The sequence below is a fragment of the Roseococcus thiosulfatophilus genome, assembly GCF_017311575.1.
Classification (GTDB): Bacteria; Pseudomonadota; Alphaproteobacteria; order Acetobacterales; family Acetobacteraceae; genus Roseococcus; species Roseococcus thiosulfatophilus.
In genome coordinates this window covers 334,334-353,346 of sequence record NZ_JAFFQY010000011.1, presented here as the reverse complement: position 1 = coordinate 353,346, position 19,013 = coordinate 334,334, and the positions used below count along the sequence as shown (strand labels likewise).

Sequence of the window (19,013 nt, the reverse complement as noted above, 5' to 3'; positions counted from 1 at the left end):
CCAGGGCGCCAGAAGGGCGGCGCGGGGGAGTGGCTAATCCCGTGGCGGGGGCGCGTCCAGGGCGGCCAGTTCGTCGGCGATGGGTCCTTCCAGCGCCGCCTGCATGGCGGCCATGGCGCGGATGGCGTCCGACCCGTCCAGCACCCGGTGGTCCATGGCGAAATGCAGGTTCACCCCGCCATCGGGGGCGATGGGACCGAAGCTCAGGAAGACGGGCACGATGCTGACGCTGTCCAGCAATTCCGCCCCATGCTCGCCCAGCGCCGAGATGGCGTAGTTGCCGCCCAGCCGCAGCACGGGCCAGCCGAGGCCCATGGAGAGCGCATAGCCCGCGCGCCGCAGCGGCCAGGGGAGGCGGCCCGTGGCCAGCATCCAGCGCAGGGCGGGGCTCGCTTCGCGCGGGCTGGCCTTCACCGCGGCGAGTCGCCGGGCAAGGTCGGGCAGGGGCGCGTCATGGGCACGGAACAGGCGTGCGGGGGCGAGCAGTGTTTCTTCCCCGTCGCGCGCCTCGACCATCACGCAGCCCTGGGCATGCGGCGCCTCGATCAGGTGCGGCCAGGGCAGGCTGGCATGCACGCGGCGCAGCGGCGGATGCTGCTGGGCGGCCATGGCGAAGGCCTTGGCGAAGAGGGTGGTCCAGGGCGGGCGGGGCGCGGGCAGCGCCGCGCGGGCGGCGCGGGCGCGGGGAATGGAAAGCCGCCCGCGGATGAGAAAGCGCGGCACGGCGCGCGAGGCGGCGGAGAGATCGCCCATCAGCCGCCGCCCGGGGCTCAGGGGGATGCGCCGGTTCATCTCTTGCCGCTGACCTCCGCCCCCACGTCCCGCGGCAGCCGGAGTGCCAGCGGCGCCGCGCTGGCCACCACCAGCCCCGCCACCAGGAAGGCCGTCGTGAAGTCCGCCACCGCCAGCGCGTCCCGGCCGGCCAGGTGCTGGCTGACCTCCAGCGCGGTGGAGGCGATGACCACGCCGATGGCCGGCGGCAATTGCTGGGCGGTGCCGTAGAAGCTGGTGCCGGCGCTCAGCCGCTCGCGCGGGATGTCCGCGAAGGCCAGCGTGTTCAGCGAGGTGAATTGCAGCGAGCGGAACAGCCCGCCGAGGGCCAGGGCCGCGAAGAGTGCGGCCACCGGCCAGGCGGGTGAGAAGGCGGCGCCCACCGCCACCCCCGCCGCCGCCAGCAGCCCATTGGCCACCAGCACGTTGCGGAAGCCCCAGCGCCGCAGCACGGGCCGGGCCAGGGGCTTCATGGCGAAGGCGCCCAAGGCGGTCGCGAAGGCCACCAGCCCCGCCTGGGTCGCGCTCCAGCCGAAGCCAAGTTGCAGCAGCAGCGGCACCAGGAAGGGCACGCCGCCGGCGCCGGCGCGGAACAGGCTGCCGGCCAGGGTCGCGTGGTGGAAGGAGGGGAAGCGCAGCAGCGTCAGGTCAATGGCCGGGCGCGTGGCCCGCCGGCAATGGCGCAGCGCCAGAAGCGCCACGATGCCGCCCAGGACCAGCAAGGCCGCCGGCATCCCGGCGGGCAGCACGCCGCGGCCCACCGTCTCGAACCCGGCCATGAGGGTGGCCAGCGCGCCGCCGACCAGCAGCAGCCCCTTGATGTCCGGCGGGCCGGGGTTCTGGACGGGCAAAGGGGTGATCTTCCAGGCCACCAGCGCGAAGCCCAGCAGCGCCACCGGCACGTTCAGCCAGAACACGCTGCGCCAGCCGAACAGGTCCGTCATGATGCCGCCCAGGGGCGGCCCGGTGATGGGCCCCAGCATGGCGGGCATGGTCAGCCAGGCCATGGCCGTCAGCATCTCGTCCTTGCGGATGCCGCTGAGCAGCAACAGCCGCCCCACGGGCACCATCATGGCGCCGGCCATGCCCTGGAAGACGCGCGCCGCCACCAGCTCGCCCAGCGAATTGGCGAAGCCGCAGGCGGCGGACGCCGTGCCGAACAGCAATATGGCCATGAGGAAGACGCGCTTCGCCCCGAAGCGGTCCGCCACATAGCCGCTGACCGGGATGAACACCGTCAGCGCCACCAGGTAGGAGGTGATGGCGACCCCCAGCCGCGCCGGGTCCTCGTTCAGGTCGCGCGCCATGGCGGGCAGGGCGGTGACGACGGCCGAGCTGTCGAGGTTCTGCATGAACAGCGCCGAGGCGACGATGATCGCGGTGGTGCGTGTTCCTGCCATGCCCCGCAGGGTAGGGTGGCCCGCACCGCGCCGGAAGCAGGGCGAAACCCCTTTTCGCGGGCGCCGATTCCAGGCAAGGGCAGGGAATGCCCGACATGCTCCTCCTCACCCCCGGCCCCGTCCAGACGCACCCCTCGGTGCGCGCCGCCATGGACGAGGACATCGCCCCCTGGGATGCCGAGTTCCGCCCCTTCTACACGCGCCTGCGCGAGCGGCTGCGCGACCTCGCGGGCGGGGCCGAGGGGGTGCACGCCACCCTGCCGCTACAGGGTTCGGGCCATATGATCCTGGAGGCCGCGCTCCGCACCTATGTCGCGCCGGGCGCCACCCTCCTGGTGCCGATGAACGGCGAATACGCGGTGCGGATCGCGCGGCTGGCGCGCGAGGCGGGGCGCCTGGTGGTGGAACTGCCGGCCCAGGACACCCACGCCGTGACACCCGAGGCCGTGGCGGCGGCGCTGGCAGCCCACCCGGAGGCCACGCACCTCGCCATGGTGCAGAGCGAGACGGGCAGCGGCATCGTGAACGACGTGGCCGCCATCGGCGCCGTGGTGCGCGCGGCGGGGCGGCGGATGATCGTGGACGCGGTCTCGGCCTTCGGGGCGCTGCCGCTGGACATGTCGGCCCAGCCGGAACTGGACGCGGTGGTCTTCACCTCGAACAAATGCCTGGAGAGCGTGCCGGGCTTCGCCTTTGCCGTGGCGCGCATGGACCGCACGGAGGAAGGCGCGGGGCAGGCGGGGTCCTGGAGCCTCGACCTCTCGGATGTGCTGGCCCAGGCCAGGCGCAGCGGCTGGGGCAGCCTGCGCTTCACCGGGCCCGTGCAGACGCTGCGGGCGCTGGAAGTGGCGCTGGACCGGCTGGATGCGGAGGGCGGGCCTGCGCAGCGCCTTGCGCGCTACCGGGCCAATGCGGCGCGGCTTTACGCCGGGCTGTGCGGGTTGGGGCTGCGCCCCTACCTGAACCAGGCCGAGCAGGGGCCGGTGGTCGTCACCTTCCACCAGCCGGACGGCATGGATTTCGATGCCTTCGTGCGGGCGCTGAAGGCGCGCGGCGTGAACATCAGCGCCTACTACACGACCGAGGCGCCGACCTTCCGCGTCGGCGCAATCGGCGATGTGGGCTTGGCCGAGATGGACCGCGCCGTGGCGGCCATCGCCGAGACCCTGGCCGCGATGGGCAAGCTGCCCGCCGCGGCCTAGGGGGCGTGTGATCGCCGCAGGGCGAATGCCCGGAGGCGTGAATCACCCGCGCGAAAGGGCGTGTGATCGCCGCAGGGCGAATGCCCGGAGGCGTGAATCACCCGCCCCAATAAATCTCAGAACCGGTAGCGCAGCGTGGCCCCCAGCACGAAGGGGTTGATATCGGCCCGCGCACGGATGGTGCCGCTGTTCACGCTGACATCGGGCTGCATCAGCACCCATTTCAGGTCGAGGTTCGCCACCCAGTTGGGCGAGATCTCGTAGTTGAAGCCGATGCTGGGCGCCACGCCGACGCTCGGCTGCACGCGCACCCGGTTCACCGCGCCCGCCCGGCTGCCGCCATGGCCATAGAACCAGGTGGCGTTGAGGCCCAGGCCCACATAGGGGCTGAAGCGCGAAGCGGGCATCGGGTGGTATTGCACCGTCAGCGTGGGCGGCAGCGCCCAGACATGGCCGAGGCTCACATCGCCCAGCGCCGAATTCCGCACCCGGATGTCATGGCGCGTGGTGGCCGCGATCAGGTTCGCCGAGAAGTTGGGCGTCATGAAATAGGTGAAGTCGAGCAGGGGGCTCGCGCTGTTGGTCGCCTCCGGCCGGCCGCCGATCACGCCCACGCTGCCGCCATTGGTGGGCAGCACGCCCACGGCGCCGAAACCCACCATGAAATCGCCGGCGCGCAGGCCGCGCACCTCCTGCGCCCCCGCCAGACCGGTCGTCGCCACGAGCGCCGCACCGGCCAGCAATCCCAAACCACGCATGTCCAAACTCCCTTTCGCGGCATCCCGCCGCGCCGGAGCACTACGGCCGGGAAGGAAGCTGGACTTTGATGCACATCAACGGGTTTGCGCCTTGCGGCGGCGCCGTGGCCGCAGGGTCACGGCCAGGCGGCGCGCGACCCTGCGGTTGAGATCCTCAGTCCACCTTCACCCAGCGCAGATAGGGGCGTTCGGCCTTCCAGCCCTGGGGGAAGCGGGCCTTGGCGTCCTCGTCGGGGATGGAAGGGAGGATGATGGCGTCATGCCCCGGCTGCCAGTTCACGGGGGTGGCCACCTTCGCGCGGTCGGTCAGCTGCAGGCTGTCAATGACGCGCAGCACCTCATGGAAGTTGCGGCCCGTGCTGGGCGGGTAGGTGAGGGTGAGCCGCACCTTCCGCGACGGGTCCAGCACATAGACGGTGCGGACGGTGACCGAGGGGTCCGCCTCAGGATGGATCATGCCATAGAGCTGCGAGACATGGCGCGAGGGGTCCGCGATCATGGGGAAGTTCAGCGCATGGCCCTGGGTGTCCGCGATGTCCTCGGCCCAGGCGGCGTGGCGGTCCAGCGGGTCCACCGAGAGGCCGATCACCTTCACGCCGCGCTTGTCGAATTCCGGCTTGAGGCGCGCGGCCTCGCCGAGTTCGGTGGTGCAGACGGGGGTGAAATCTTTGGGGTGGGAGAAGATCACCACCCAGGAATCGCGCGCCCAGTCGCTGAAGCGGATGGGGCCTTCGGTGGTCTCGGCCTCGAAATCGGGCGCGACCTGGCCGAGGGTGAGGGGCATTCCGTATTGGAGGCTCATGGGCTCGTCTCCCTTGCCGCAGATTTGGGCGTGCGGGTTTGCGAATTGTGCCCGGGTATATGCGCGACCGGCGGCGCGAATTTAAGGGCCGTGCCGGGTAAAATCCGCGATAAATAACTATAATATATAGTGAATTATGGAGCGCATCCGGTCGCGCCCGCCGGCCGCGGGTCTTGCCCCCCGCGCCGCGCGGCGCCATTAGCGCCCCAACCCAGGGAGAAGCATCCGGAATGTCCATAGACCTCGAGATCGCCCGCGCGGCCACCCTCGCGCCCATCACGCGCATCGCGGCCGCCGCCGGCATCCCGGAGGAGGCGCTGGAACCCTACGGCAAGTTCAAGGCCAAGGTGGGCCTCGATTTCGTGGGCCGCGTGCGGGCGGAGCGGCCGCTGGGCAAGCTGGTGCTGGTGACCGGCATCAACCCGACGCCGGCGGGAGAGGGGAAGTCCACCACCACGGTCGGCCTGGGCGATGCGCTGAACGCCATCGGCCACCGCGCCATGATCTGCCTGCGCGAGCCGAGCCTCGGCCCCTGCTTCGGCGTGAAGGGCGGGGCCACGGGCGGCGGCCACGCGCAGGTGGTGCCGATGGAGGACATCAACCTTCATTTCACCGGGGATTTCCACGCCATCACCGCCGCCAACAACCTGCTGGCCGCGATGCTGGACAACCACATCTACTGGGGCAACGCGCTGGGCATTGATGCGCGGCGCATCTCCTGGCGGCGCGCGCTGGACATGAACGACCGCGCGCTGCGCTCGGTGGTGGGTTCGCTGGGCGGCACCGCCAATGGCTTCCCGCGCGAGGACGGGTTCGACATCGTCGTCGCCTCCGAGGTGATGGCGGCCTTCTGCTTGGCGCATGATTTGAAGGACCTCCAGCAGCGCCTGGGCCGCATCATCGTGGCGCAGACGCGCGAGGGGAAATCCGTCACCGCGGCCGACCTCAAGGCCGATGGCGCTATGGCCGTGCTGCTGCGCGACGCCTTCGCGCCCAACCTGGTGCAGACCCTGGCGGGCAGCCCCGCGCTGGTGCATGGCGGGCCCTTCGCCAACATCGCCCATGGCTGCAACAGCGTGGTGGCGACGAAGCTCGGCTTGCACCTCGCGGATGTGGTGGTGACGGAGGCGGGCTTCGGCGCCGACCTCGGCGCCGAGAAATTCCTCGACATCAAGTGCCGCCTGGCCGGCCTCGCCCCCGATGCCTGCGTGGTGGTCGCGACGGTGCGCGCGCTCAAGATGCATGGCGGCGTGGCGAAGTCGGCGCTGGGGCATGAGGATGTCCCGGCGGTGAAGCGCGGCGTGGTGAACCTCGCCCGCCATGTGGAGAACATGCGCAAGTTCGGCCTGCCGCCGGTGGTGGCGCTGAACCGCTTCAACGGCGACACGGCCGCCGAAATCCAGGCCGTGCAGGAGGCGATGGCGGCACTCGGCGTCGAGGCCATCCTCTGCACCCATTGGGCCGATGGCGCCCAGGGCGCGGTGCCGCTCGCGGAGGCCGTGATGCGCCGTATCGCGGCGGGCGAGGCGCGCTTCACGCCACTCTATCCGGACGACATGAAGCTGGCCGACAAGATCGGCACGATCGCCCGCGAGATCTACCGCGCGCGTGAGGTGTCCATCCCCGAATCGGTGCGCGCGAAGCTCTCGCGCTTCGAGGCGCAGGGCTTCGGCGGGGTGCCCGTCTGCATCGCCAAGACGCAATACTCCTTCAGCGCCGACCCCACGGCGCTGGGCGCGCCCGAGGGCCATGTGCTGCCGGTGCGCGACGTGCGGCTCTCCGCCGGGGCGGGCTTCGTGGTGGCCATCTGCGGCGATGTGATGACCATGCCGGGCCTGCCGCGCGTGCCGGCGGCGGAGAATATCCGCCTGGATGCGGAAGGCCGCATCGAGGGTTTGTTCTGAAGGTGAGGGCGATGGCACGCGACTCGGTGCCCATCGCGCATTTTCATGTTAATCTCTCCGAGAGAGAGAAGCAGCGGGCATTGTGTTGCGCCAAGGATATTGGCGCCGATCGTTCGGGCGAGGAGTGAGAGGCCGGGGGGCGGCATGGCCCACGGCATGGACATGGTCTTGGCAGGGGCGACGGGCGCGGGTGGAGCGGGAGATTGGCAATGTCGTGGCGGATGTGGGCCTGAGGGGCTTCCGCTATCTGAGCTTTCCGCCCGTCCTCTTCGAGGCGCGCCCGCGTCCGGTGGTGGCGTCGGAACCCGCGCCGGCGGCGGAACCGGCGCCCGCGCCACCTCCGCCGCTGGAGGCAGCGCCGCCGACACCGGTGGTTCAGGCCACCCCACCCGCGCCCGCCATGCCAGCCGCGGCACCGCCGCCCGCGGCCACCCGCTTCGCGGACGGCCTGCCCCGCTTCGGTGTCACGGCGCTGCCGGCCGGGGCCGCGGCCGCGTCCTCCGGCGGCATCGGCGGCGGCGGCCTTTTCGCGCCGCAGCCCGCCGCGCCGAGCTTCACCGCCCCCCCGCCTTCCAGCCCGGCCCCGGCCTTCGTGATGCCGGCCGCGCGGGCCGAAGCCGCGCCCAGCCCCGGGGCCGCGCTGTCGCTGTCGCTGCCGCCGGCCGTGGCGCCCCTGGCGGCGCAGGCCGTCATCCCGCCGCAACCGGCGACGCCCGCCGCCGTCCCGCCGCAACCGGCGCCGCCCGCCGCGCCGCCCGCCGCCGCCTGGCCCGATCCCTTCGCGCCCGCGACCCTGCCCGAGGCGCCACGGCTGCGTCGCCTGGCGGAGTTGCACGGCCTGGCGCCGCCACCGCCGCCGCCGCGCCCCACCGGCACGCGCGCCTACGCGTTGCTGCAGGATGTCCATGCGGAGCTGTCGGGCCGCACCCCAGCCGCGCCGCCCGCCCGGCGCGACCCTCCGGCATGACCGGCTGATGCCTCTGATCACCTTCGCATCCCCGAAAGGGGGGGTGGGCAAGACCACCCTGGCCGCGCATGTGGCGGCCCTGCTGGCGCGCGCCGGCCTGCCCGTGGTGGCGCTGGACCTCGACCCGCAGAACGCGCTGCGCCTGCATCTGGGCCTGCCCCTTTGGGAACCGGCCGCCTTCACGGCCAACATCGCCCAGCGGCCCAACTGGCGCGAATGCCTGGTCCAGACGGAATCCGGCGTGCGCGTCCTCCCCTTCGGCCCGGGTGACGCGGTGCGGGCCATGGGGGTCGCGCAGGCGCTGGCCACCAGCCCCGAGCTGCTGGCCGAGCCGCTGCGCGAGATGCTGGCGGTGCCGGGCCTCGTCGTGGTGGCGGACAGCCCGCCCGGCCCGAACCCGGCGCTGGCGGCCATCTCCCCGCTGACCGACATCCTGGTCATGGTGCTGCTGGCCGATGCCGGGAGTGCCGCGGTCATTCCCCAGATCGCGAGCAACCGCATCCTGGGCCGCGGCACGCTCGCGGCCCGGGTGGGAGAGCGCGCGGTGATGGTGCTGAACCAGGTGGAAACCGGAAATCCCTTGAGCGAGGCGGTGTTGGACATGGCCCAGAATGCCCTCGGGCCGCGTTTCCTGGGCGTGGTCTGCCGCGATCTCTCCGTGGCCGAGGCGCTCGCCGACCGGCGCATGCTGCTGGAGGGCGAGCCCGGTGCCGGCGAGGACCTGCTGGTGCTGACCGATGCGCTGGCCAAGCGGCTGCGCCCCCCGGCCCCCGGCTATGGCGCCCCCGGCTATGGCCCGCCCCCCTCCAGCGGCGCGCCCTGGAGCCGGCCATGAGCTTCCCCGCCCCCCCCGACCGCAAGATGCGCCTGCTGCGCGGCGCCTCCGGCGCGCTGGGCCTGCTGCTGGCCTTCGTCTTCATCACCCTGCCCATGGACGCGACGGCGCAGGCCTGGCTGACAGTGGCCGGCATCGGCGTCTTCCTGGTGCTGAACCGGAACAAGTCACGCCTGGTCAGTGTCATCCTGGTGATGCTCTCGGTCACCATCACCAGCCGCTACCTCTATTGGCGCGCCACCGAGACGCTGGAATTCGAAACCTTCCTCCAGACCATCTTCGGCTCCCTGCTCTTCCTCGCGGAGGTCTTCGCGGGGCTGCTGATGACGCTGTCCTACATCCAGACCACCTACCCGCTGAACCGCAAGCCGGTGCCGCTGCCGCGCGACGTGGAGAGCTGGCCGATGGTGGATGTCTACATCCCCACCTACAACGAGGATTTGGACCTCGTGCGGCCCACCGTGCTGGCCGCCATGAACATGGACTACCCGCGCGACAAGCTGAACGTCTGGATCCTGGATGATGGCCGCCGCCCCGCCTTCCGCGAATTCGCGGAGGAAGTCGGTTGCGGCTACATCATCCGCCCGGACAACAAGGGGGCCAAGGCCGGCAACCTCAACCACGCGATGAAGCACACGCCGGGCGAGTTCATCGCGATCTTCGACTGCGACCACGCGCCGACCCGCGCCTTCCTCCAGCTCACCCTGGGCTGGCTGGTGCGGGACAAGAAGCTCTCCATGGTGCAGACGCCGCACCACTTCTACAGCCCCGACCCCTTCGAGCGGAACCTCGCCCGCAAGCGCGCCGTGCCCAATGAGGGCCTGCTGTTCTACGGCCTGATCCAGCCAGGCAACGACCTGTGGAACGCCGCCTTCTTCTGCGGCTCCTGCGCCGTCATCCGCCGCTCCGCGCTGGAGGAGGTGGGGGGCGTGGCCCACGAGACCGTGACGGAGGACGCCCACACCGCCTTCCGCATGCAGCAGAAGGGCTGGGACACGGCCTATATCCGCATCCCGCTGGCCTCGGGGCTGGCCACGGAGCGCCTCGCGCTGCACATCGGCCAGCGGATGCGCTGGGCGCGCGGCATGCTCCAGATCATGCGGATCGAGAACACGCTCTTCGCCCGCGGCCTGACGATGATGCAGCGGCTTTGCTATTTCATCGCGCAGTTCGGCTTCATGTTCGCCATCCCGCGCATCGTCTTCCTCACCTCGCCGCTCGTGTTCCTGTTCCTGGGCGAGAGCGTCATCGCGGCCTCGCCGCTCGCCATCATCGCCTATGCGGGCGGGCATATCTTCCACGCCATCGCCACCACGGCGCGGCTGAACGGGCCGCACCGGCATTCCTTCTGGTCGGAGATCTACGAGGCCTCGCTCGCGGCGCAGCTCGTCCCGGTTACCATCCTCACCCTGCTCGACCCCAGGAAGGGAAAGTTCAACGTGACCGACAAGGGCGGCACCCTCGACGAAGGCTATCTCGACGTGCAGGCCGTGCTCGCGAACCTCATCCTGCTGGTGCTGGTGGGCATCGGCTTCGTCATCGGCCTGGTGGGCTACATCATGGCCGAGAGCGGCAGCCTGGAGGCGCGCGCCTACCTGCTGAACACCATCTGGGCGGGCCTGGCGCTGGTGCCGCTCTCGGCCGGCGTGGCCGTGGGGCGGGAGCGCGAGCAGTCGCGCCTGCGCGCGCGCGTCGCCGCCCATGTGCCGGGCGAGCTGGTGCTGGCCGATGGCACGCGCCTGCCGTCCATGACGCAGGACCTCTCGCTCTCCGGCACGCGGCTGCGGCTGGACCGTCCCCTTGGCCTCGCCGATGGCGACCGGGTGGACCTGCTCCTCCATTCGGGCGGCGAGGAAATTCCCCTGAAGGCGACCGTGGTGCGCTGGGAGGGCAATGACGCCTACCTGCAATTCCTGATCGAGGACCTGCAGGACGAATCCAACGTGGTGCGCGCCTTCTTCGGCCGCGCCGATGCCTGGCTCTACTGGGACAAGTGGCCGCTGGACCGGCCGCTGCGCTCGCTCGGCAATGTGGTCGCGGCCACGGCCGACGTGGTGTTCAACAAGTATCGCTTCGGCCGGGTGCGGCCGGGGCACAAGCCGGTGCCGCCCGAGGCGCCCAAGCCCGCCACCGAGGGGCGCGCCTCGGGCGTGGTGCCGCCACGCCGGCAACAGTCGTCGGGCGCCGCCACGGTGGTGACGGCCGGCGCGCGGGTGGTCGCGGGGCTCACCGGCCTGCTGCTGCTGGTGGGCACAGGTGGCGCCTTCGCGCAGCAGCCCCGGCCCGCGCAACGTGCCCCCACGCCCGCCCAGGCGCAGCCGGCGCCCGAGCCGCCGCCGCCCCTGGTGGCACCCGCCCCCCTGCTGCCGCCGGCGCCGCTGCCGGAGCCCGCGCCGGCCCTGGCGCCCGCCCCCAGCCTGCCGCCCCCGCCCAGCGGCGCGCGGGTGGTGACGCGCACCCTGCGCGACCTGGGGCTGACCGGCCCCATGCAGCTGCGCGGCATCCAGGATTTGCAGGGCGTCCTTTTCGGCCTGCGCGCCGATGAGGTGGTGACGGAGGCGAGCCTGATCGTCTCCGGCGCCGCCTCGCCCTCGCTCATCCCCTCGCTGAGCCAGGTGGCGGTGACGCTGAACGAGCAGGCGGTGGGCGCCATTCCGATAGATTCCGCCCGGCAGGCCTTCGGCCCGCTGGAATTTCCGGTGGACCCGCTGTTCTTCTCCGAGATCAACCGGCTGAACTTCCGCTTCTCCGGCCGCTACACCACCGAGTGCAACGACCCCAATTCCGGCCTGCTCTGGGCGAATGTGTCGGACCTCTCGACCATGCGGATGCGGATCGAGCGGCTGCCGCCCCAGCGCGACCTCTCCCGCCTGCCCGAGCCGCTGTTCGATCGGCGCGTGCTGCAAGGCCAGGTGATCATCCCCGTGGTCATCCCCGAGGGCGCGGGCCCCTCCGCGCTGCGGGCGGCGGGCATCGCGGCCTCCTGGTTCGCGGTGCAAGCCGATTATCGCGGCGCGACCTTCCCCGTGGGCCGCGCGCTCCCGCGCGAGGGCGATGCCATCATTCTCGCCACCGGCCCGGATGCCGTGCCGGGCCTCACCATGCCGCGCATGGACGGGCCCACGCTCGCCATGCTGCCGCATCCGGACGACCCCTTCGGCACGCTGCTGGTGCTGGGCGGGCGCAGCGAGGCGGAGCTGGTGCCGGCGGCCCTCGCCCTGGTGGCCGCGCGCGGCACCCTGGCGGGCGAGATGGCGCGCGTGGTCGCGCCCACCATTCCGCCGCGCCAGCCCTATGACAGCCCGCGCTGGGTCCGCACCGACGCGCCGCTGATGCTGGGTTCGCTGGTGGAACGGGAGGCCTTGCAGGCGACCGGCTATTCCACCGGTGCCATCCGTGTGCCGCTGCGCACCTCGCCCGACATCCTGACCTTCCGCGGGCGCGGTTTTCCGGTGGACCTCAATTTCCGCGCGCCGGAGGGGCCCATCATTGACGTCTCCTCCTCGCGGCTCGATGTCTCGGTCTCCGGCTCCTACCTGCGTTCCTTCCGCCTGGCGGACCCGGAGCCCTGGATCCCGACGCGCTGGGCCACCGACCCCTTCTGGGAGTTGCTGGGCTTCGACACCGCGCGGCGCAGCGGCCGCGCCATCATCCCGCCCTACCTGCTGCTGGGCCGCGACGAGCTGCAATTGCGCTTCGACATGCGGCCCCTGAACCGGGGCGAATGCGTGGACATCCCGGCCCCGCCGCGCGCGGCGCTGGAGCCGGACAGCACCATAGACCTGCGGCGCATCCATCGCTTCGCCCAGATGCCCAATCTCGGCTTCTTCGCCAGCGCGGGCTTCCCCTTCACCCGCATGGCGGACCTCTCGGGCACCGCCGCCGTGCTGCCCGAGCGCGCGAGCACGGTGGAGCAGGGGGCCTTCCTCGACGCCATCGGCCAGCTTTCGGCCATCACGGGCATCGCGGCCACGGGGCTGCAGGTGGTCACGCCGCCGCAGCTCGCCTCCGCCGCCGCGCGGGACCTGCTGGTGATCGGCGCGCTGGGCCGCCAGCCGGCCCTCAGCACCCTGCTGCGCGACGCGGCGGTGCGGATGGAGGGCGAACGCCTGTCCATCGCCCTGCCGGACGCCTTCCAGGAGGCGCGCGCCCTGATCCTGAGCGCGCCCTCGCGCGATGAGCGCAGCCGCGCCTCGGCGGCCCTCGGCACGCTGGGCGAGGGCTTCGGCGCGGTGCTGGGGGCGGAAAGCCCGCTCCAGTCCGGGCGTTCGGTCGTGGCCATCACGGGGGCCACCCCGGCCGCCGTGGCGCAGATGGTCCAGGCCCTGCGCGACCCGGTGCAGGCGCCGGCCATCCAGGGCGACACGGCGGTGCTGTCGGGCGGCACGGTGCAATCCTTCCGCACCATGTCGCCCTACCATGTGGGCGAGGCCCCCTGGTGGCTGCTGCCGCAGATCTGGCTGGGCGACCGCCCGGAACGCGCCCTGCTGCTGCTGCTGGCCGTGGGCGCGCTGCTGGGCCTGCCGGTCTACTGGATCCTGCGGCGGCGCGAGGTGAACCGCCTCAGAAGCCGCAGTTGATGGTGGCAAAGCGGGGGCACGGCCGTTATCCTGTGGGACGGTGCCGCCATGGGGATGGCGGTAGCCGAACGCGCGGGCCGTGGCCCGGCGCCGGGGGGATGTGATGCGTAGGCTGCGGGCCACTTTGCTGCTGGGCGGCGCCGTGCTGGTGCCGGCCTCGGGTCTGGCGCAGGCCGTCCCGCCCGCCACCAATGGCGTGGCGGCCGAGGCCGGTGCCTCGCGCGCCGTGGACATCCTGCTGCGGCAGGCCGAACGCTGGCTCTCCCTCGAACAGAACGACCAGGCCGCGGCCGCGGTGCAGCGCGCCCTGGCCGCCGACCCCCGCAATGCCGAGGCGCTGGCGCTTTCCGCCCGCATCGAGGCCGCGCGCGGCAACCAGGCGGGTGCGGCCGCCTTCACCCAGCGCCTGCGCGAGGCCGGCGCCACGCCCGAGCAGACCCGCGCCGCCGAACAGGCCATCCGCGGCGCTGCCATTGACCGCAACGCCATCGAGGAGGCGCGCGCCCTGGCCCGCGCCGGCCGCGCGGAGGAGGCCGCCGCCCGCTACCGCGCCATCTTCGGCGCGCAGGGGCCCACGCCGCCCTTCGCCCAGGAATACTTCCAGGCGCTGGCCGCCACCCGGGCCGGGGCCGCCGAGGGGCGGCGCGGCCTGGAGACGCTGGCCGACCGGCCCGATGCCTCGCCGCGCGTGCGCCTCGCCGCCGCCCAGACGCTGACCTTCCAGCCCGGCACCCGCGCCGAGGGCATCCGTCGCCTCGTGCCCCTGGCCGACAACCCCGAGGTCGCGGCCGAGGCGCGCGCCGCCTGGCGCCAGGCCCTGGTCTGGAGCGCGGGCGACCCCGCCTTCGTGGACGCCACCCAGGCCTATCTCCAGCGCTTCCCGGCCGATGCGGAGCTGCGCCGCTCGCTGGCCGCCATCCCCCGCCCCGACCCCACGGCCGAGGCCCGCCAGGAGGCCTTCCAGCGCCTGGAAGCCGGCGCCCCCACCGACGCGGCGCGGCGCTTCGAGGCCATCCTCGCCACCAACCCCAATGACGCGGATGCGCTGGGCGGGCTCGGCATCGTGCGCCTGCGCGAAGGGCGCGCCGCCGAGGCGCGGCGCCTGCTGGAACAGGCGGTGGCCGCCGACCCCTCCCGCGCCCAGCAATGGCAGCCCGCGCTGGACGGCGCGGCCTATGGGCTGGAACTGGCCGCCGGCCGCGCCGCGCTCAACCGCGGCCGGCTGGACGAGGCCGATGAGATCGCCCGCAGCGCCGCCCGCCGCACCGTCGAGGACCGCACGGACATCGAGGTGCTGCTGGGCGACATCGCGCTCCGCCGCCGCGACTTCGAGGCGGCCGAGCAGCGCTATCGCGCGGCCCTCGCCCGCCGCCCCGCCTTCGCCCCCGCCCAGGTCGGGCTGAACGCGGCCCTGCGCGGCCAGGGGCGCCCGGGCATCGCCCTGCCGCGCACAGCGGGCGGCGGCGAGGCTGGCGGCACCACCACCACCCCCGGCGAAGCCGGCCGCCTGCGCGCCGAGGCCGCCCGCGCCGCCGATGCGGGCGTGGCCGCCGCCCTGCTGCGCCAGGCCGTGCAACTCGCCCCCGACGACACCTGGCTGCGCCTGGACCTCGCCCGCGTGCTGCGCCGCCAGGGCCGCGCCATCGAGGGCCGCGCGCTGATGGAGGAGTTGGCCGCCCGCCGCGGCAGCCGCGACGACCTCTTCGCCGCCGCCCTGCTGGCCGAGGAGGAGGGGCGGCTCACCGAGGCCGAGGGCTTCCTCAACCGCATCCCCCCCGCCCAGCGCACGGCCGATATGGGGCGGCTCGCCACCGGCATCCGCGCCCAGCGCGACGTGCAGCGCGCCGCCCAGGGCCTGGCGCGCAGCGCGCCCGAGGCGCGGGTGCAGCTGGTGACGCTGGCCGCCCGGCCGGACCCCACCGGCGCCACCGCCGCCGCCGTCATCCGCGCCTTCGCCGATGCCAATGACCGTTTCGGCGCCGCCGAGGCGGCGCGGGTGGGCGAGGCCGCGAACCGCGCCGCCGGCGCCACGCCACGGCTCGCCATCGCGGGCGCGCTTCTGAGCGCCGGGCTCGACGCCGAGGCGCTGGCGCTCGCCGACCAGATCGAGCAGGGGCGCGTGACGGCCGAGCAGCGGCGCGACATCGCCTCGCTGCGGGCGGGCGCGGCCATCCGCGCCTCCGACCGGCTCAACAACGAGGGCAACCAGGCCCAGGCCTTCGAGCAGCTGCGCCCCGTGCTGCAACGCGACCCGGACAATACCGAAGCCCGCCTGGCACTCGCCCGCCTGCACCAGGGGGCGCGCGAGCCGGCCGAGGCCCTGCGCATCGCCGAGGGCATCCTGGCCCGCAACCCGCGCAGCCTGGATGCGCGGCAGGCGGCGCTGGATGCCGCCGTGGCGATGCGCGACTTCAACCGCGCCGAGGCGCTGGTGACGGAAGGCCTGCGCCTGCACCCGCGCGACAGCCGCATGTCGGTCCTGGAGGCGCGCTATGCCCGCGCCACCAACAACGAGGCCCGCGCCCGCCGCGCCCTGGAACAGGCGGCCGAGGCAAGGCGCGCCGAACTCGGCTTCCAGACCATCCCCGGCACGCCCGGCCTGCCGCCCGCCATGCTGCCCAACCCCTTCGCCCGCGCGGGCGCCGTGGCGACCAGCGCGCCCGCGCCCGGCGTGCCGCAGGACCGCGTCTCCCGCGAGATCGCGACGGAACTGGCCAGCCTGGAGCGGGAGACGGGCTTCATCGTCACCGCCACGCCCAGCTTCCGCCAGCGCTCGGGCAGCGCGGGGCTGGACCGGATGCAGTCCATCATCGCCCCCGTGGAGGCGGAGATCACGCCGCCGGGCATCGGCGGGCGGCTGACGGCGCGGATGACGGGCGTTTCGCTGGACAGCGGGACCCTGGGCACGGACCTGGCCACGCGCATCCGCTTCGGCGGCAACCCGCTGCTGGGGGCCGGGGCGGGCACGCCGCGGACCAATGCGGCCGGCGTGAATGTCGGCATGGCCTATCGGCGCGACGACTGGCTGCGGGCGGATGTCACCTCGTCGCCCATCGGCTTTCCGCGCGCGACCATCCTGGGCGGCGTGGAACTCGCCCCGCAGATCGGCGGCGTGCGGCTGCGCGTGGTGGGTGAGCGGCGTTCGGTGCAGGACAGCCTGCTCTCCTGGGCCGGGCAGCGCGACCGGCTGGCGGGGCGCGATTTCGGCATGGTGGTCCGCACGGGCGGGCGGGCGCAGGTGGAAATCCCGGTGGGACCGGGCTTCGCCTATGTCGGCGGCGGCTATTCGATCTTCGAGGGGCAGGAGGTGGCGCGCAACACGCGCGTCGAGGCGGGGGCGGGCATTTCCTACCCCATCCTGCGCAGCGAGGGCGGCGAACTGACCGTGGGCGGCGACCTGGTCTATTTCGGCTACCAGCGGAACCTGCGCTTCTTCACGCTGGGCCATGGCGGCTACTACAGCCCGCAGAGCTTCTTCGCGGCCAATATCCCGGTGGATTACCGCGGGCGTGCGGGGGACTTCACCTATCGCCTCGGCGGCACGGCGGGCTTCGCGGTGTGGCGCGAGAACCCGAGCGACGTGTTCCCGAACAACCGCTTCCTGCAGAACCAGCTGATCGCGGCGGCGGCGCAGGATGCGACGAACACGCTGATCACGCGCTATCCGGGGCAGAGCCAGCAGAACTTCATCGCGGGGCTGCGGGGGAATATTGATTACGCGATTACGCCGCGGATCAATATCGGGGCGGGGTTCCAGTACGACAAATCGGCGAACTGGGATGAGACGGTGGTGCAGCTCAGGTTGCAGGGGCGGTTCTGAGGGAGGCGCCTGATCCGCGAGGGCGTCGCGGGATCAGGCGCTGAAAGGCGCGTCAGCGCCCCCGAAACACCGGCGCCCTTTTCTCCCGGAACGCCGCCAGCCCCTCCTTCAGGTCCTCGCTCGCCTGGCTCTGATTGGCCCGCGCCAGCGCGCCGGCCTCGTCGAAATCCTGCCGGGCGATCTCGTTCAGGCTGCGCTTGATGCCCTGCACGGCCAGCGGCGCCATGGCGGCAAGGCGTTCGGCCAGCGCGCGCACCCGCGCGTCCAGCGCCTCGGCCGGCAGCATCTCGGTGAGGTAGCCGATGGCCAGCATCTCGGGCGCCTTGATGGTCTCGGCCGTCAGGAACAGCTTCTTGGCGGCGTTCAGCCCCAGCCGGCTCACATAGCGCAGCATGCCCGAGGGGTAGTAATGCACGCCCAGCTTGGCGGCCGGCATCATCATCTCGGCCGTGTCCACGCCGATGCGGAAGTCGCAGCACAGCGCGAGGTCCGTGGACCCCCCATAGACCCCGCCATTCAGCCGGCAGATCACGGGCACGCGCAGGTTTTCGAGCTGCGTCGCCACCCCCTCGAAGGAGGGCCCATCCGCCCGCGCCGTCACCTCCGCCCCCGGCCGCGCGGCCAAATCGCCCAGATGGTAGCCGGAGGAAAAGGACTTGCCCGTGCCCGTCAGGATGGCCACGCGGATGGCCGGGTTGGCCTCGATGGCCGTCAGGTGTTCGGACAGCGCCAGCAGGTCCGCCGGCTCGATGCGGTTGTGCACGCGCGGGCGGTTGAGGCGGATGGTGGCGATGGCGCCCTCCACCGTCAGGACCGGCGTGGTCGCCTCCTCCGTCATGCCGTCCATCGCGCATCCTCCCCTTGCTGGCGAAACAAGCGATAGCGCGGATCGGTCGCCCGGTCATCCGCTTGCGGCGCGCGGCGTGATGGCGCAATGCCCGGTTCATGCTCATCCGCGACAGCCGGGCAGGGGATTTGCCCGCCATCACCGCCATCTACGGCCATTGGGTCCGGCATGGCCTGGCCAGCTTCGAACTCGATCCGCCCGACCTGGAGGAGATGACGCGCCGGCGCGACGCCTTGTTGGCCGGCGGCTACCCCTACCTGGTGGCGGAAGAGGACGGCCGCGTGCTGGGCTATGCCTATGCCGGCGCCTTCCGCACCCGCCCGGCCTACCGCTTCACGGTGGAGGACAGCGTCTATGTGGCGCCGGACGCCGGGCGCGGCGGGGTGGGGCGGGCCCTGCTCGCGGCGCTGCTGCCGCGCTGCGAGGCATTGGGCGCGCGGCTGATGGTGGCCGTCATCGGCGACAGAGGGAATGCGGCCTCCATCGCGCTGCACGCCGCACTCGGCTTCACCCATGCCGGTGTGCTGCCGGGCACGGGCTGGAAGCATGGGCGCTGGGTGGACACGGTGCTGATGACGCGCGCATTGGGCGAGGGCATGGCGGCGCCGCCCATTCCCTGATGGCGACACAACCCCCGGTGGTGCTATGTCCTTCCGCGCACAGCGGGGGCGCAGGCGGCCATGGACGACACCCGGCGGAACATGGAACTGATCCGCAAGGTCTATGAGGTGGGCTTCAGCGCGGGCGACGTGGACATCATGGATGAGGCCTTCGCGCCCAACTATGTCTGCCGCTTCCCTGGCCTGCCGCCCATCATCGGCTTCGCGGCCTGCAAGGCGGCCATCGGCGCCTTCCTCACGGCCTTCCCCGCCCGCTACACGGTCGAGCACCTGCTGGGCGAGGGCGACCGCGTGGTCTGCCGCTGGAGCGCGGTGGGCACCCATGCCGGCCCCTTCACCGACCTGACCGACCCCGGGCGCGTCTATCCGCCCACCGGCCGGCCCGTCACCTTCAGCGCGACGGACATCTACCGCTTCGAGAACGGCAAGGTGGCGGAGGAGTGGAACAGCATCGAGGAATACGGGCTGCTGTTCCAGATCGGCGCGCTGGTGCGGCCGGGCTGAGGT

Annotated in this window: 13 protein-coding genes; 8 read left to right on the top strand and 5 right to left on the bottom strand. The window is 72.6% G+C overall.

The genetic code is table 11. From position 1 onward, the window contains the following. Window positions 1-33: 33 nt before the first annotated feature. Window positions 34-792: a hypothetical protein gene (locus tag JTN19_RS07350; protein WP_206931250.1), complete on the bottom strand. Its 759-nt coding sequence runs from the start codon at window positions 790-792 to the stop codon at window positions 34-36. Further along, window positions 789-2,171: an MFS transporter gene (locus JTN19_RS07345; RefSeq protein ID WP_206931249.1), complete on the bottom strand. Its 1,383-nt coding sequence runs from the start codon at window positions 2,169-2,171 to the stop codon at window positions 789-791. The genes JTN19_RS07350 and JTN19_RS07345 overlap by 4 nt, the downstream gene beginning before the upstream one ends. 95 nt (window positions 2,172-2,266) lie before the next feature. Between JTN19_RS07345 and JTN19_RS07340 the strand changes: the two genes are divergently transcribed. Beyond that, entirely contained in the window at window positions 2,267-3,373 is a 1,107-nt protein-coding gene (locus tag JTN19_RS07340) for a 2-aminoethylphosphonate--pyruvate transaminase (RefSeq protein ID WP_206931248.1), read from the top strand. Between the two features lie 116 nt (window positions 3,374-3,489). Here JTN19_RS07340 and JTN19_RS07335 read toward each other — a convergent pair whose 3' ends face one another. Beyond that, the gene (locus tag JTN19_RS07335) at window positions 3,490-4,131 is read right to left on the bottom strand and encodes an OmpW/AlkL family protein (RefSeq protein ID WP_206931247.1); all 642 of its coding nucleotides are present in this window, start codon (window positions 4,129-4,131) and stop codon (window positions 3,490-3,492) included. Between the two features lie 154 nt (window positions 4,132-4,285). After that, on the bottom strand, window positions 4,286-4,915 hold the full coding sequence (locus JTN19_RS07330; protein ID WP_206931316.1) for a peroxiredoxin: 630 nt from the start codon (window positions 4,913-4,915) through the stop codon (window positions 4,286-4,288). Window positions 4,916-5,163: 248 nt separating this feature from the next. Here JTN19_RS07330 and JTN19_RS07325 point away from each other — a divergent pair, with 248 nt between their 5' ends. The 5 genes from JTN19_RS07325 (at window position 5,164) to JTN19_RS07305 (ending at window position 17,039) form a co-directional block, all read left to right on the top strand. After that, window positions 5,164-6,837, top strand: a complete 1,674-nt coding sequence (locus JTN19_RS07325) for a formate--tetrahydrofolate ligase (RefSeq protein ID WP_206931246.1) — start codon at window positions 5,164-5,166, stop codon at window positions 6,835-6,837. A gap of 190 nt (window positions 6,838-7,027) precedes the next feature. Continuing rightward, window positions 7,028-7,804, top strand: a complete 777-nt coding sequence (locus JTN19_RS07320) for a hypothetical protein (RefSeq protein WP_206931245.1) — start codon at window positions 7,028-7,030, stop codon at window positions 7,802-7,804. A 7-nt stretch (window positions 7,805-7,811) separates the two neighbouring features. Beyond that, window positions 7,812-8,639, top strand: coding sequence for a nucleotide-binding protein (locus JTN19_RS07315; protein ID WP_206931244.1), 828 nt, complete (start codon window positions 7,812-7,814; stop codon window positions 8,637-8,639). After that, the gene (gene bcsA, locus JTN19_RS07310; RefSeq protein ID WP_206931243.1) at window positions 8,636-13,219 is read left to right on the top strand and encodes a UDP-forming cellulose synthase catalytic subunit; all 4,584 of its coding nucleotides are present in this window, start codon (window positions 8,636-8,638) and stop codon (window positions 13,217-13,219) included. The genes JTN19_RS07315 and bcsA overlap by 4 nt, the downstream gene beginning before the upstream one ends. Before the next feature lie 103 nt (window positions 13,220-13,322). Then, window positions 13,323-17,039: a cellulose synthase subunit BcsC-related outer membrane protein gene (locus JTN19_RS07305; protein WP_206931242.1), complete on the top strand. Its 3,717-nt coding sequence runs from the start codon at window positions 13,323-13,325 to the stop codon at window positions 17,037-17,039. Between the two features lie 52 nt (window positions 17,040-17,091). Here JTN19_RS07305 and JTN19_RS07300 read toward each other — a convergent pair whose 3' ends face one another. Then, on the bottom strand, window positions 17,092-17,886 hold the full coding sequence (locus JTN19_RS07300; RefSeq protein WP_206931241.1) for an enoyl-CoA hydratase/isomerase family protein: 795 nt from the start codon (window positions 17,884-17,886) through the stop codon (window positions 17,092-17,094). Between the two features lie 98 nt (window positions 17,887-17,984). On the opposite strand from JTN19_RS07300, the gene JTN19_RS07295 reads away from it, so the two are divergent. Beyond that, complete coding sequence (locus JTN19_RS07295) at window positions 17,985-18,506, top strand: GNAT family N-acetyltransferase (protein ID WP_206931240.1); 522 nt, start codon at window positions 17,985-17,987, stop codon at window positions 18,504-18,506. A gap of 60 nt (window positions 18,507-18,566) precedes the next feature. Then, window positions 18,567-19,010 (top strand): ester cyclase, encoded by a 444-nt coding sequence (locus JTN19_RS07290; RefSeq protein WP_206931239.1) that lies wholly within the window; start codon window positions 18,567-18,569, stop codon window positions 19,008-19,010. Window positions 19,011-19,013 lie beyond the last annotated feature (3 nt).